Below are 13,961 nucleotides of genomic sequence, written 5' to 3'. Positions count from 1 at the left end.
GAAACACAGTGATAAACAAAGAGCAGGTCAAACTCGTGGTGACCGACGAGGACGGAACGTTTCTGGACCTTGGCGGCGAGGACTTCTCGCGTGAGAGGTTCGGCGCGGTGTTCGCGCGCATGCGTGAGGCGGGCTGTCGTTTTGCTGTGGCAACGAGCAACCAGAGCTTCCAGGTCGAGGAGATCTTCGGCGAGCTCGCGCCGCAGATCTCCATCATCGGCTCGAACGGGGCGTATGTGCATCCCGAAGGCAGTGATGCGCAGGTCAGCGTTGCGAGCGAGGTTGCGGTGGAGCGGGTGCTGGCGGCGCACGAAGCCTACCCAGCAATACCGCTGTGCGCCGTTTGCGCTGACGGCGCCTTCTGCGAGCGCGGGGCCGACGAGGACTTCGTTGCCGAGATGACCATGTACTCCCACAACATGCGCCTTGTGGACTCGCTCGCCGACGCCGAGGCGCGCAAGGACGTGCTTATGTATTGGTCGCGGGTGAACGAAGGCCGGCTCGCGGACTCGATTCTGAGCTTGCGCAGAAAGATCGGCGAGGCCATGGACGTGGTGGACTCGGGCGTGGGCGGCGGCTACGGGTATTTCGACGTCATTCAGCAAGGCGTGTCCAAGGCGTCGGGCATCCGCGTGCTTCTTGCCTCCTTCGACATCAACGAATCGCAGGTTATGGCCTTCGGCGATGCTGGCAACGACATCGAGATGCTGCGTCTCGCCGGCGTGGGCGTGGCCATGGGCAACGCGAGCGACGAGGTCAAAGCCGCGGCCGACGTGATTGCCGAGCCGTGCCTTGAGCAGGGAGTGCTCAAGGTCCTCGAGCAGGTCTTCGGGAGGTAGGGGAGTGGACATCTCGGTTCAGCGACCTGTCGCAGACTTGCTGCGTGGAGCTCTTGACCTGCGCATATATTGCGACGGCTTTGTTCGCCCGTCTCGCTTTACGCAGGCCCAGCTACGCGAGCTCACGGGGCTCGCCGCTTGGCACCCGAGGCTCTACCGCGAGATGGCCGGCTGCACATCGGGCATCTGCCTCGACGTAGTCACGGACTGCGCGCACCTCGCCCTTGAGGTCGCCGCAGACCCGTTTCCAGCGGGCTCCGTCGCTATGCTGCGCGACCTTATCGCGAACAACCCTGAGGTCAAGGTGCCGTTCGACGGCTTCTCCCTCGTGGTCGGCGACAAGCCCCTCGGGGTGCGTGTGCCCGGCGAGGACGGCTTCGTGCGCTTTGCCGCCGGGGCGTTTCCGGGCATGACGCGCCGTGTTCGGATCTGGCTGCCGTGCTTCGCCGGCTGTAAGCTGGGGCGTATTTACGGCGACGGCTCCTACATCGAGTCTGCGCCCGCGAACAAAGCCCTGCTCGTGCTGGGCGACTCCATCGCGCAGGGCTTCACGGCGCTCGACCCTGCCCTCACCTGGCCCGCGTTGCTCGCCTGCGACCTCGGCCTCACGCTCGTCAACCAGGGCGTCGGCGGGCAGGTGTTCCAGCCGGGGACTGTGGCCGACGTCGCCTCGGCCGTGGACGCCGCGGCCCTGGTCGTCGAGTTCGGCGCCAACTATCGCTTCGAGCCCTGCCGCGCCGATTCGGTCGAGCGAGACGTTAACACGTATCTGCGGGAGGTTTCCCGCGCCTTCCCGCACACCCCGACACTCGTTGTGACCCCCTTGTTTCATACCGAGGAAATCTATGCGACGCACGAGGAGAGCTGCTTTGCCGACGTGGGTTGCATCATCGCCTCGTGCGCAGCTCCTCACCCACAGATGCACGTGGTAGATGGCGATGGAATCCTTCCCAGAGATCCGTCTATTCTTGCCGATGGATCGGACCATCCCGGCGCCGATGGACAGCGAATTGTGTACGAACGGTTGAGGAATTCGTTTAGTTTCCCCGTGGTTAACCCGCAGGTCGACGCCACATAATTTGTTTTAGCTCCATGCTTTGCGCACAAAAATCAGAATAGGTTCCTGGCGGGATTGTGGACGTCCTGGAAAATTCGGCTACAATGCCCGTGTTTTAACGCTGAGCGACCGATATCTACCGCTCACCGAAAAGCTGATCCCTCAACCTCCAGGAGGAACCATGGCCAACGATTTCAGTGCTCTCGAGCGTGAGTTCGACGAGGGCGTGCGCGCCCTTTCCGCTGAAGACACCAGCATCCAGAAGGCCGAAACCTATCTCGCATCCGCCCACGCCGCCCACCGCCACGGCTCCATCGCATGGTCGGCGACGCCCCGAATCCTGAATGACGCGCAGATCCAGATTCTCTCCGCCGCGGCCGAGACCTGCGGCTCCATCATGGACAAGGTCGCCAAGCTCTACCTCAAGGACGCCTCGTTCCGCTCCCGCTTCGGCTTCACGCCCGAGGTCGAGGCCCTTACCCTCGTCCCCACCGGCTACGAGACCGTGGTGCCCCTGGCCCGCGTCGACGTCGATTTCTGCGGCCGCAGCGGCGCCCTGCAGGTGCGCGGCATCTCGGTCGACGGATTCACCGGCATGACCTCCACCGTCGAGGTCACCCGTGCCGAGCAGATGACCGATGCCTACCGCGCCTTCGCCGAGAAGCATGCCGACATCGAGGCCTTCGACTCTGTTGACGCCCTTGTCCAGACCCTGCGCGCGACCTATCGCACCTGGGCAAACGCCAACGCCGGCACCCACAACTGCGAGAGCCCCGCGCTCGGTATCGTGGGCTACCCTGAGGAGGCCGATCTCGACGAGGTGGCCGACATCTGCGAGCGCTTCGCCGAGTTCGGCGTCTTCGCCCGCTTCGTCGACATCTGCAACCTGCGCGTCGAGACCGCGGCGGGCGAGCCGCGACTCGTCGACGACGACGGCCCTATTGCCTGCGTCTACCGCCTGGCCACCTCCGAGGAAATCGCCATGCGCCCGTGCCCGGGCACGTCTGCCCTCGAGGAGGCTGCGCGTCGCGGCCTCGCCTGCGTCATCGGCGGCTTCTCCACCTGGTCTTGCGCCACGGACGCCCTCTTCGACGCCCTTCGCGCCCCCGAGGCCATGAACGAGCTTTCCGATGAGGAGATGGCCTTCATCGAGGAGCACGTGCCCGCGCCCGGCTCCGAGTCCTCCGTCGCCGGCGAGCGCCTCGGCCTCTTCGTCTTCGGCGGCAAGCTGGCCGGAGTCTTCCCCGAAAGCGCCGATAGGGACATAATGGGCGAGTGCCGCGACCACGTGTACCGCGGCTGCCTCGTCGTCCACGAGTAGCGCAGGGCGAGGGCCGCGCGAGAGGTCGCAGGTCATGCAACAGGTCAACAAGCTCGCCCCCGGTCTTTCGGGGGAGCTTTCTGCCGGGGCTGCCCGGGCGGTCGCAGATCGGCTCGCCTCGGGCGGCCTCTCGCCGTTCGCGTGCAAGGACACCTCGGCCATCCGCCGCAGCTCCGCCGAGCGCGACCGCGACACGCAGATTCGGCCCGCCTTTGTCCGCGACGCCGAGAAGATCGTCCATCTGCCGGCGTACAACCGCATGTCGGGAAAGACCCAGGTCTTCTCGTTCCGCGCGAACGACGACCTCTCGCGCCGCGGCCTGCACGTGCAGCTCGTGGCCCGCGTTGCCAGAGACATCGGCCGCGCCCTCGGGCTCAACCTCGACCTTATCGAGGCCATCGCACTCGGACACGACATCGGGCACACGCCCTTCGGCCACGCCGGCGAGCGCTTCTTGAACGACGTCTTCCACGAGAGGACTGGCCGGTGGTTTTTCCATAACGTGCAGTCCGTGCGCGTCATCGATGTGCTCGGCGGGCGCAACGTGAGCCTGCAGACGCTCGACGGCTGCCTTACCCATAACGGCGAGTTCGAGCAGCAGGTCTTCGAGACGAGCGGCCTGGCCGAGTTCGACACCTTCGACCGCGTGGTCGCCTCGTGCTGGGAGACGGGGGAGGGTGCCATCGGGCACCTGCGCCCGATGACCCTCGAGGGCTGCGTCGTGCGCATCTCCGACATCATCGCCTACGTGGGCAAGGATCGGCAGGACGCCGTGCGCGCGGGGCTGCTCTCCGAGGACGCCTTCGACGACGGCTTGGGCGGCGGCTACAACGCCTGGGCTCTCTCGGCGTTCGTGGCCGACGTGGTCGAGAACAGCGTCGGCAAGCCGTGCATCGCCATGAGCGAGGAAGGGTTTGCCGAGCTCAAGCGGGCTAAGCGAGAGAACTACGAGAAGATCTACGGCGCCGGCGAGGTGAGCTCAGGACTCGGCCGCGAGACGGCGCAGCTCTTCTGCGCGCTCTACGACCATGAGCTCGAGGCCTTGCGCGCGGGAGACGAGTCGAGCGCGATATTCTGCCAGCACATCCGCGGCTGTGAACGGCGCCTCGCGCATTACGGGCGTGAGTACGACTGGGAAGACGACCTCGACCAGACCATCGTCGACTTCATCTCGGCGATGACCGACGACTACTTCATGGCCACCTGCGAGGCTGTTTTTCCCGAGTCGGCGGGCCTCTTCCCGCTTCGCGGCTACTTCGGCGAGGGCGTGAGGCCGTAGCCGGGACCGCCTGCGGTTTGGGGACAGTCCCCAAACCGCTGCGGAAAGGGGACTGTCCCCAAATGGCAGGCTATCGCCAACTGGCGAATGTCGTACAATCGTTCCTATGGACACGCTATTCACCCGTATAGAGACCGCTCGGCGCAACGACAACGCGCCGCTCGCCGCGCGCATGCGCCCGCAGACCCTCGACGGCTACTTCGGCCAGGAGAAGGCCGTGGGGCCGGGCTCGTGGCTGCGGCGCGCCATCGAGCACGACACGCTCTCGTCAGTTATCCTCTACGGTCCGGCCGGCACGGGCAAGACCACGCTCGCGCGCATCATCGCGAACACCACCCATGCCGAGTTCGTCGAGGTCAGCGCCATCACCGGCACCGTAAAGGACCTACGGCGCGAGATCGAGGCCGCCGAGAGCCGCCTGCTCACCCAGGGCCGCCGCACCATCCTTTTTGTCGACGAGATCCACCGCTTCAACCGCAGTCAGCAAGACGCGCTGCTGCATGCCGTGGAGGACCGCGTCGTCGTGCTCATCGGCGCCACGACCGAGAACCCCTACTTCGAGGTGAACTCCGCCCTTATCAGCCGCAGCCGCGTGGTCGAGCTGCAGCCGCTGGACGACGATTCCCTTCGCAGGATGATCCGCCACGCCGTCGCGGCCCCCGAGGGCCTCGCCGGCGCCTTCGAACTCACTGAGGAGGCGGAGTCCGAGATCGTCAGGCTCGCCGGCGGCGACGGCCGCGCCGCGCTCACGTCGCTCGAGCTCGCGAGCCAGATGGCCGACCCCGAGCCGGGCTCGGACGCGCGCGCTCTCGTCACCGCCGAGCACGTGCTCGAGGCCAACCCCCGCCGCGGCCTTTCTTACGACAAGTCCGGCGACATGCACTACGACATCATCAGCGCCTTCATCAAGTCGATGCGCGGAAGCGACCCCGACGCCGCGCTCTACTGGCTCGCGCGCATGCTCGACGCCGGGGAGGACCCCAAGTTCATCGCCCGCCGCATCATGATCTCGGCCTCCGAGGACATCGGTAACGCCGACCCGCAGGCGCTGCTCGTGGCGGAGGCGGCCTTCCGCGCGGTCGAGGTCATCGGCCTACCGGAGTGCCGCATCAACCTGGCCCAGGCCGCCGTGTACAACGCTCTCGCGCCCAAGTCGAACGCCGCCGAGGCGGGCATCGACGCCGCCATGGACGAGGTGAGAAGCGGCCCGCGCCGCGAGGTCCCCAGCTACCTGCGCGACCGCCACCGCCCTGGCTCCGAGGAGTACGGCGCCTATCTGTACCCGCACAACTACCCCGGCGGTTGGGTTGAGCAGAGCTACTTGCCCGACGGCCTCGAGCGCGGCTGCTTCTACCAAGCGAGCCCGCGGGGCTGGGAGGCGTGGCGCCAAGAGGCCATCGGCCGCGACGTCGCCGACGCGCAGACCGACGCCTGACCTGCAAAAATGACCGTCCCTTTTGCATGTTCCATGAAAGGAGCCCCTACGGATCTCGAGCTAGCCACTACCATGCCCGTCATGGTCGCCCAGACCGTCGCCATGTTCCTCATGATGGCCGTCGGCGCCGTCGTCTTTCGCGCGGGCCTCGTCGACGAGGCGGGCTCGCGCTCCCTCACCAACTTCGCCGTCTACGTGTCGATGCCCTGCGTCATCCTCCGTACGCTCGCCGGCACCTTTGACGTGCAGAAACTCCAGGTGGCGGGCATCTCGGCCGTCGTCACGCTCATCCTCGTGGCGGTCTGCATGGCCTGCGCGCAGGTGGCTTACGGCGCCCACAGGGGCGGCATCGCCAAGGCGGGCGTCGTCATCTCGAACATGGGCTTCATCGGCGTGCCCCTCATCGAGGCGGTCGTGGGCGAGGAGTACGTCTTCTACATCTCGGTGAGCATGGCTGTCCAGACCATCGTGATCTGGACCTACTCGGCCTTTGAGGTCACGCGCGACCCCGCGGTCCTCGACGTTAAGAAGATCGTGACGAATCCGGCGATCATCGCCATCTTGCTCGGCTTCGTGCTCTTCCTGCTCTCCGTCGACCTCACGGGCGTTCCGGGTGTCCTCGTCGACGGGATGGCCAATATGAACACGGGCCTTGCCATGGTCGTTTTGGGCATCTACCTCGCGCAATCCGACGTCCGCGGCCTCGTGCGCGACCTCTCCATCTATAAGGCGTGCCTCTTGCGCCTCGTCGTGACGCCTTTGCTCTCCATTGCCGTCCTCATGGCGGTGCCCGCCTCGCCCGCCGTCAAGGTCACGCTGCTCATCGGGTTTATCTGCCCGTGCGGCACCACGTCGGCCACCTTGTGCCAGATCTTCGGCAAGGGCGACTACCGCTACGCCGCCGGGATGGTCGCAATGTCGACCTTGCTCTCGGTCGTCTCGATGCCGCTCATGCTCATGGTCGGCCTCGTGGCCTTCTAGGGTGCCCGTTGGCCGTCTCGTTTGGGTAGAATGAACAGGTCTGCGGCTTCGAATGCCGCGCGATTCTCATATCCGGTACCAGCAGAGCTCGGAGGCTCATCATGGATTACCTGACCATCGTCCTTATCGTCCTCGTCGTGGTGGCTGTCTGGGCCGTCGTCGAGCTCGCTCTCACCTTGCGCTCCGCGCGCAAGAACATCGAGAAGGTCTCGTCCTCGGCAAACGAGGTCATCGCGCAGACCCAGCCCATCGTGGCCAAGATCGACGGCATGGTCGACGAGCTCGAGCCCGCCGTCAAACAGGTGAGCCCCATCGTCGCCAAGGCAAACGTTGCCATGGACGGGGCCAATGCCTCTCTTACCAGCGTAAACGCAATTCTGACCGACGTCTCGACCGTCTCCGGCACCGCTGCCGGCGTGACCGAGACCGTCAACGGCGCGGTCCAGGGCGCCGCAAACAGCGTGGCCAAGGCCGTCAAGAAGGTCACCGGCCGCGGCACGGCAACGGCCGCCCCCGCCCTCAAGCAGGGCGACGCCGCGAAGCTCCCCGCCGAGGGCGCCGACGTCGAGAAGCCCTCCGCCGAGAAGGCCGCCGCGACCGATCGCCGCGCCGCTTCCTACGTCGTCTACGGCGAGGTCGCCAAGCCCGCCACCGACTCCGACGAGACCGCTGACGAGCAGTAGGGGAGACGCCATGACCTGTGCCGAGCCCATCAGCCTTACCGTTCCCGCCGCGCCCGAGTTCGCTCGCGTCGTCCGCATGTGCGCCGCCTCCGCGGCCGCCGTGGCCGATCTCTCGCTCGAGGACGTCGAGGACGTCCGCATGGCGGCGGAGGAAGGCTTCGTCTACGCGTGCGCCACCGGTCAGGCGAGCGTCGAGTGCGGCATCGCGTTCGGCGACGGCACCCTTGAGATCGTCTATTCCTTGGGCGAAGACCTCGAGGCGGCGGGCGACGATTCCCTCGACCTCGTCGAGGCCCTTCTGGCCGCCATATGCGAGGATTTCGGCGTCGCCGACGACGAATCGGGCAGCTTCCTTGTGCTGACGCTCCGAACGGGCGGTGCCCATGACGAGCACTAAGCCTCATCCCGAGGAGCAGCGCCCGAGCGCGGCCGAGCGCGCCGAGCAGCGTGCGGCGGCAAGTGCCGCCAGGCGCGGTCTGCGACGCTCGTCCAAGGGTAAGCCCGCCTGGGACAAGGAGCGCACCCGCGAGCTTTTCCGCCGCTACAAGCACGACGGCGACGAGGAGGCGCGCGAGCAGCTCATCGTGAGCCACCTCAACCTCGTGCGCTACATCGCCTCCAAGTTCAAGAACCGCGGCGAGCCTCTCGACGACCTCATCCAGGTCGGTACGGTCGGCCTCATCAAGGCCATCGACCGCTTCGATGTGGAGCGCGGTCTCGAGTTCACGACCTATGCCACGCCCACCATCATGGGCGAGATCAAGCGTCACTTCCGCGACAAGGGCTGGACGGTGCGCGTGCCGCGCCGCCTGCAGGAGCTCTCCGCCAAGGTGAACACCGCTACCGACGAGCTGACCCGCGAGCTGCAGCGCACGCCGACGATCGACGAGATCGCTGCTCACCTCGGCACGAGCGCCGACGAGGTGCTTGAGGCGATGGAGTCTTCTTCCGCCTACAGCTCCGTGCCGCTCGAGACGGGCGGCTCGTCCGAGGACGACGAGGTGCCCTCCGTCATCGACCGCTACGCGAGCGTGGACGCGGACCTCGCCGCCTCCGACGACCGCATGGTCCTCACAGACGCCATCGCCGAGTTCCCTGAGGTCGATCAGCAAGCGATCCGCATGCGCTACATCGAGGGCCTCACACAGGTCGAGATCGCCGAGAAGCTCGGCATCTCGCAGGTGCAGGTCTCGCGCATGCTCCGCCGCGCGCTCAAGCGCCTCCAGCAAAAAATCGATCCCGAGAGGTCGGCCCAATGATCGACAGGCACGAGGACTCGGAAGCCGAGGCCAGCAGCCGCGAGGAGAGGATCTTGCGTTGGCGGCCCCGCATGCTCGCCGTCTGGACCGTCGTCGGCGTCTTTATCGCCGCGTGGCTCGTGGTGGGTGCCCTCGGCTTCGTCGACCAGGCCATCAAGCTGGTGCTCGTCGGCGCCGTGGCGGGCTTTATCTGCAGCCCGCTTACGAACCGTCTCGAGAATGCGCACGTTCCGCGCGGCGTCGCGGCGCTCATCTCGCTCGTCGTGCTGCTCCTCGGCCTCTGCGCACTGCTTGCCGTCGTTGGCGGGCCGCTCCTCGAGCAGTTCACCGTGCTTTTGCGCAACGTTCCGGCCTACTTCGAGCAGGCTCAGAAGGCCTTCGCGACGTTCTGGGCGACCTACGGCGAGTCTGCCGACACCGACGTGAAGAGCGCGATTGAGTCGGTGCTCGCGACGCTCTCCAGCACGGGCACCTCGCTCGCCTCCGAGGCGGCCCGCCAGGTCTCGAGCGGCCTCATGACCAACCTCGCCGATATGGCCGAGTCCTTCACCACGGTTTTTCTGGGCCTTGTCCTCGCGTACTGGGTGACGAAGGACTACCCGCTCATGGCCCGCGAGCTCGCCAAGATCGTGGGGCCGCGCCACAGCCGCGACGTCATGCTGCTTCTCGCCGTACTCTCCCGCTCGACGGGCGGCTACATGTACGGCACGCTCATCACCTCGGTCGCCGACGGCCTCATGGTCGCCGCGGGCCTCGCCGTCGTCGGACACCCCTACGCCGGCCTTCTCGGCGCCCTCACCTTCATCATGCACTTCGTGCCCGTGATCGGCCCGGCCATCTCGGCTATCCTCGCCGTGCTCCTCGGCCTCTTCGTGAGCCCGGCTGTGGCCATCGCGGCGCTCGTCGTCGCCATGATCGCGCAGAACGTGGCTGACAACGTGCTCTCGCCGCTCGTCATGCAGCGAGCGGTTCAGATTCACCCGGCGCTCAGCCTCGTGGGCATCATCGTGGGCGGTTGCATTGACGGCGCCGTCGGCATGGTCCTCGCGATTCCGCTCACGGCTGCGCTGCGCGGCACGTTTGTGTACTTCTTCGAGACCCGCACGGGCCGCCAGGTCGTGTCGCCAGATGGCGCGCTGTTCCGCGGCACCGCTTATAAGGCTCCCGACGGCTCGCCTCTTCCCGAGCTTGACGCGCTGGACGACGCCACGTTCTTCGAGGGGTCGCGCCTGCGCGAGGCGCTTTCGGCCGAGGACCGCGAGATTGTTGAGGGCCGCGCTCTTGACGCCTTGTTCGAAGACGAGGTTACCGAGGGCGAGGAATAGGTTTTTTCGCCTGCGGCTTGAGGGACGCCTGCTATTTGGGGACAGTCCCCTTTTTACACACGAACCGTCGTTTCAAGCAATTCGCCCAAAGGTTCGGCGATGAGCTCGCGGCCCTTATTCGTGTGCAAAAAGGGGACTGTCCCCAAATAGCAGGCTATCCCCTTCGCGTGTGTGCGTTTTGCGCCCTGCGCCCTGCGCGTTATACTAAATTTTATGTATGTGAAGCCAGCACGCCCGAAGCAGGGGAGATATATGAGCACTGCCGACTACAAGACCATGACAACCGCCGAGATCCGCGAGGACTTCCTCAAGTTCTTCGAGTCCAAGGGCTGCAAGCTGTGCGCGTCCTCCTCGCTTGTCCCCGACGACCCCTCGCTGCTTCTTGCCAACGCCGGCATGAACCAGTTCAAGGAGTACTACCAGGGCTCCAAGACCATGAAAGAGATTGGCGCTTGCTCTTGCCAGAAGTGCCTGCGCACCAATGACATCGACAACATCGGCGATGCTCGCCACCTTTCGTTCTTCGAGATGCTGGGCAACTTCTCCTTCGGCGGCTACTCCAAGGCCGACGCCATCGCCTGGGCCTTCGAGTTCATCACCGGCCAGGAGCACCTGGGCCTTCCGGTCGATCGCCTCTACATGACCGTCTTTGAGGACGACGACGAGGCCATCGAGCTGTGGCATGCCCAGGGAGTGGCCTACGAGCACATCTCCCGCCTCGGCGAGGACGACAACTTCTGGGCCGCCGGCCCCACCGGCCCCTGCGGCCCCTGCTCCGAGATCTACTTCGACCAGGGCGAGGAGTACGGCTGCGGCAAGCCTGACTGCGCCCCCGGCTGCGACTGCGACCGCTTCCTGGAGTTCTGGAACCTCGTGTTCACGCAGTACGACCGCCAGGAGGACGGCTCCATGCCGGAGCTGCCGCACCGCAACATCGACACCGGCATGGGCCTCGAGCGCATCGCCGCCATCATGCAGCACAAGGGCACGAACTACGATGGCGACCTGCTGCAGTCCCTCATCGGCGTGGGCGAGAAGCTCTCCGGCCACACCTACGGCACCGACGCCGCCAAGGATCGCAGCCTGCGCATCCTGGCCGACCACTCCCGCGCCGTCACGTTCATGATCGGCGACGGCATCCTGCCTGGCAACGAGGGCCGCGGCTACATCCTGCGTCGTCTGCTTCGCCGCGCGGTCTATCACGCCCGTCTCATGGGCATCCAGAGCCCGTTCCTTTCCAACTACGTCGACGAGGTCACGCGCCTCATGGGCGGCAACTATCCCGCGCTCGTCGAGCAGAACGCCCTCATCCAGGGCATCGTCCGCGCAGAGGAGGAGCGCTTCGGCGCCACCTTGGACGCCGGCGAGACCATGCTCGAGGGCGAGTGCGCAAAGCTTGGCCAGGGCGCCACGCTTCCCGGCGGCGTGGCCTTCAAGCTGCACGACACCTACGGCTTCCCGATCGACCTCACCCGCGAGATCTGCGAGGCCGCCGGCCACGACGTGGACATGGAGGGCTTTGACGCCTGCATGACCGAGCAGAAGGAGCGCGCCCGCGCCGCCGCCAACCGCGACGCCTGGGGCACCTTCAACGACGTCTGGACCGCCCTTTCCGACAAGCTGGCCGCCACCGAGTTCTGCGGCTACGACGAGGACGCGGCCGAGGGCTGCGAGATCGTGGCCATCGTCTGCGGTGAGGCCGAGGCTAGCTCTGCCAAGGCCGGCGACGAGGTCTCCGTGGTCCTCTCCAAGACCCCGTTCTACGCCGAGATGGGCGGCCAGTGCGGCGACACCGGCTATCTGGTGAGCGCCTCTGGCGCCCGCGTCCGCGTGAGCGACACTAAGGGCAAAAACGGCCTCTACGCCCACGTGGGCGAGGTCGAGCAGGGCGAGCTCAACGTCGGCGACGTGGTGTCTGCCACCGTTGACCACGGCCGCCGCGAGCTCATTCGCCGCAACCACACCGCCACACACCTTCTGGACGCTGCCCTCAAGCAGGTCCTGGGCGAGCACGTCTCCCAGGCGGGCTCCCTTGTGACCCCCTCGCGCCTGCGCTTCGACTTCACCCACTTCGAGGCCATGACGGCAGATGAGCTCTCCCGCGTCGAGGGCCTCGTCAACGCGGAGATCTTTGCTGCCGAGGCTATTGTCACCCGCGTGATGGGCATCGACGAGGCCAAGGCCTCCGGCGCCATTGCCCTCTTCGGCGAGAAGTACGGCGACGTCGTGCGCGTGGTCTCCACGGGCGACTCCGATGCCCCGTTCTCCCGCGAGCTCTGCGGCGGCACCCACGCCCGCAACACCGCCGACCTCGGCCTGTTCAAGATCGTCTCCGAGAGCTCCGTGGGCTCCAACGCCCGCCGCATCGAGGCCGTGACCTCAATGGGCGCCATCGAGCACCTGGACGAGCAGCTCGAGCTTCTTTCCGGCGTTGCCCGCGAGCTCAAGTGCCGCCCGGCCGACGCCGCCGAGCGCGTGGCGAGCCTTGCCGCCGAGCTGCGCGACACCAAGAAGAGGCTCGAGGCCGCCACGACCGGCGCCGGCTCCAACCAGGTTGCCGACGCCTTCGAGAAGGCCGTGCAGCTCGACGGCTACAAGGTGGTCATCGCCCGTCTCGATGGCCTTTCCGGCAAGGACATGCGCTCGGCCTGGGACGGCATCCGCGACGCCGCCAAGGGCGAGCCCGTGGCCTGCGTGATCGCCTCTGCCACCCCCGACGGCAAGGTCGCCCTTCTCGCGGGCGGCACCGACGCGGCCGTGGCCTCAGGCTTTGCTGCCGGCGACATCGTCAAGAACATCGCCGGCCTCGTCGGCGGCCGCGGAGGCGGCCGTCCCAACATGGCCCAGGCCGGCGGCTCCGACGTCTCCGGCATCGACGCCGCCCTGGAGGCCGCCAAGAAGGAGCTTGGCCTCTAGTGCGCGCCCTCGCGCTCGACATCGGTGAGGTCCGCGTCGGGATCGCGGTGAGCGACCCCGCCGGGCGCGTGGCCTCGCCTGTCTGCGTGCTTCCCGCCTCCGAGGTCCTCTCGCACGCCGTCACGTTTCGCCACGTGCTCGAGGACTGGGAGCCGGATTTCCTCATCTGTGGTCGCCCCAAGACCATGGCGGGTGAGGACGGGCCGCAGGCCGAGCGCATCATGGCGCAGGCGCAAAGTATCGCCCGTGCCTGTGAACTTCCCCTTGAGTTTGTTGATGAGCGCCTGAGCTCTGCCGAGGCAAAGCGTATTCTACGGGAACAAGGTTTGAACGAACGCTCTATGCGTGGCAAGGTAGATATGGTTGCCGCCTCGCTCTTTTTGCAATCCTGGCTCGACTCACGCGTTGACGCCACCGACAAGAAAGCCCGCTCATGACCACTTCAAACTACCAGCAGCCACCGAGCCGCTCGGCTCATTTCTCGACGCCTGCGTCCAGCTCGTCTGCCTCGGAGTCCTCGCAGGCCTCCTCTTCCGGTCGCCTCGATTCGTCCGATTCTGGCCAGCAGCCCGCACAGCCCCAGGCTGATCAGACAGCGCAACCTCAGGCGGTTGCGGCCCAGGAGGCGCAACCCCAGGCTGATCAGGCAGCGCAACCTCAGGCGGTTGCGGCCCAGGAGGCGCAACCCCAGGCTGATCAGGCAGCGCAACCTCAGGCGGTTGCGGCCCAGGAGGCGCAACCCCAGGCTGATCAGGCAGCGCAACCTCAGGCGGTTGCGGCCCAGGAGGCGCAACCCCAGGCTGATCAGGCAGCGCAACCTCAGGCGGTTGCGGCCCAGGAGGCGCAACCCCAGGCTGATCAGGCAG

Annotated in this window: 12 protein-coding genes; all 12 read left to right on the top strand. The window is 66.4% G+C overall.

Going from position 1 to position 13,961, the window contains the following annotated elements:
* The first annotated feature begins 8 nt into the window (after positions 1-8).
* The 12 genes from U5709_RS08630 to ruvX all read left to right on the top strand — a co-directional run bounded on the left by U5709_RS08630 (position 9) and on the right by ruvX (position 13,532).
* Complete coding sequence (locus U5709_RS08630) at positions 9-839, top strand: HAD family hydrolase (protein ID WP_321973212.1); 831 nt, start codon at positions 9-11, stop codon at positions 837-839.
* Between the two features lie 4 nt (positions 840-843).
* Positions 844-1,917 (top strand): SGNH/GDSL hydrolase family protein, encoded by a 1,074-nt coding sequence (locus U5709_RS08625; protein WP_321971240.1) that lies wholly within the window; start codon positions 844-846, stop codon positions 1,915-1,917.
* A 160-nt stretch (positions 1,918-2,077) separates the two neighbouring features.
* Entirely contained in the window at positions 2,078-3,217 is a 1,140-nt protein-coding gene (locus U5709_RS08620) for a hypothetical protein (RefSeq protein WP_321973211.1), read from the top strand.
* 34 nt (positions 3,218-3,251) lie between these two features.
* Complete coding sequence (locus U5709_RS08615) at positions 3,252-4,496, top strand: deoxyguanosinetriphosphate triphosphohydrolase family protein (protein WP_321973210.1); 1,245 nt, start codon at positions 3,252-3,254, stop codon at positions 4,494-4,496.
* A 106-nt stretch (positions 4,497-4,602) separates the two neighbouring features.
* Positions 4,603-5,931: a replication-associated recombination protein A gene (locus U5709_RS08610; protein ID WP_321971237.1), complete on the top strand. Its 1,329-nt coding sequence runs from the start codon at positions 4,603-4,605 to the stop codon at positions 5,929-5,931.
* A 72-nt stretch (positions 5,932-6,003) separates the two neighbouring features.
* A complete protein-coding gene (locus tag U5709_RS08605) occupies positions 6,004-6,912 on the top strand; it encodes an AEC family transporter (RefSeq protein WP_321973209.1) in 909 nt (302 codons plus the stop codon).
* Between the two features lie 101 nt (positions 6,913-7,013).
* Positions 7,014-7,595: a hypothetical protein gene (locus tag U5709_RS08600; protein ID WP_321971235.1), complete on the top strand. Its 582-nt coding sequence runs from the start codon at positions 7,014-7,016 to the stop codon at positions 7,593-7,595.
* Between the two features lie 10 nt (positions 7,596-7,605).
* Complete coding sequence (locus tag U5709_RS08595) at positions 7,606-7,992, top strand: ATP-binding protein (protein ID WP_321971234.1); 387 nt, start codon at positions 7,606-7,608, stop codon at positions 7,990-7,992.
* Entirely contained in the window at positions 7,979-8,854 is an 876-nt protein-coding gene (locus U5709_RS08590) for a SigB/SigF/SigG family RNA polymerase sigma factor (protein ID WP_321973208.1), read from the top strand. Before U5709_RS08595 ends, U5709_RS08590 begins: the two co-directional genes overlap by 14 nt.
* Positions 8,851-10,179: an AI-2E family transporter gene (locus tag U5709_RS08585; protein ID WP_321971232.1), complete on the top strand. Its 1,329-nt coding sequence runs from the start codon at positions 8,851-8,853 to the stop codon at positions 10,177-10,179. The genes U5709_RS08590 and U5709_RS08585 overlap by 4 nt, the downstream gene beginning before the upstream one ends.
* A 252-nt stretch (positions 10,180-10,431) precedes the next feature.
* Complete coding sequence (gene alaS / locus U5709_RS08580) at positions 10,432-13,095, top strand: alanine--tRNA ligase (protein WP_321973207.1); 2,664 nt, start codon at positions 10,432-10,434, stop codon at positions 13,093-13,095.
* A complete protein-coding gene (gene ruvX / locus U5709_RS08575) occupies positions 13,095-13,532 on the top strand; it encodes a Holliday junction resolvase RuvX (protein WP_321971230.1) in 438 nt (145 codons plus the stop codon). Before alaS ends, ruvX begins: the two co-directional genes overlap by 1 nt.
* Positions 13,533-13,961 lie beyond the last annotated feature (429 nt).

This window comes from Paratractidigestivibacter sp. (assembly GCF_963660155.1).
Taxonomy (GTDB): Bacteria; Actinomycetota; Coriobacteriia; order Coriobacteriales; family Atopobiaceae; genus Paratractidigestivibacter.
This window is presented reverse-complemented; position numbering and strand designations above follow the sequence as displayed.

Excerpts from the sequence above, each read along its gene's own strand:
- U5709_RS08620 (WP_321973211.1), top strand. The coding sequence starts at position 2,078 with ATGGCCAACGATTTCAGTGCTCTCGAGCGTGAGTTCGACGAGGGCGTG.
- U5709_RS08615 (WP_321973210.1), top strand. The coding sequence starts at position 3,252 with ATGCAACAGGTCAACAAGCTCGCCCCCGGTCTTTCGGGGGAGCTTTCT.
- U5709_RS08610 (WP_321971237.1), top strand. The coding sequence starts at position 4,603 with ATGGACACGCTATTCACCCGTATAGAGACCGCTCGGCGCAACGACAAC.
- U5709_RS08605 (WP_321973209.1), top strand. The coding sequence starts at position 6,004 with ATGCCCGTCATGGTCGCCCAGACCGTCGCCATGTTCCTCATGATGGCC.
- U5709_RS08600 (WP_321971235.1), top strand. The coding sequence starts at position 7,014 with ATGGATTACCTGACCATCGTCCTTATCGTCCTCGTCGTGGTGGCTGTC.
- U5709_RS08595 (WP_321971234.1), top strand. The coding sequence starts at position 7,606 with ATGACCTGTGCCGAGCCCATCAGCCTTACCGTTCCCGCCGCGCCCGAG.
- U5709_RS08590 (WP_321973208.1), top strand. The coding sequence starts at position 7,979 with ATGACGAGCACTAAGCCTCATCCCGAGGAGCAGCGCCCGAGCGCGGCC.
- U5709_RS08585 (WP_321971232.1), top strand. The coding sequence starts at position 8,851 with ATGATCGACAGGCACGAGGACTCGGAAGCCGAGGCCAGCAGCCGCGAG.
- alaS (WP_321973207.1), top strand. The coding sequence starts at position 10,432 with ATGAGCACTGCCGACTACAAGACCATGACAACCGCCGAGATCCGCGAG.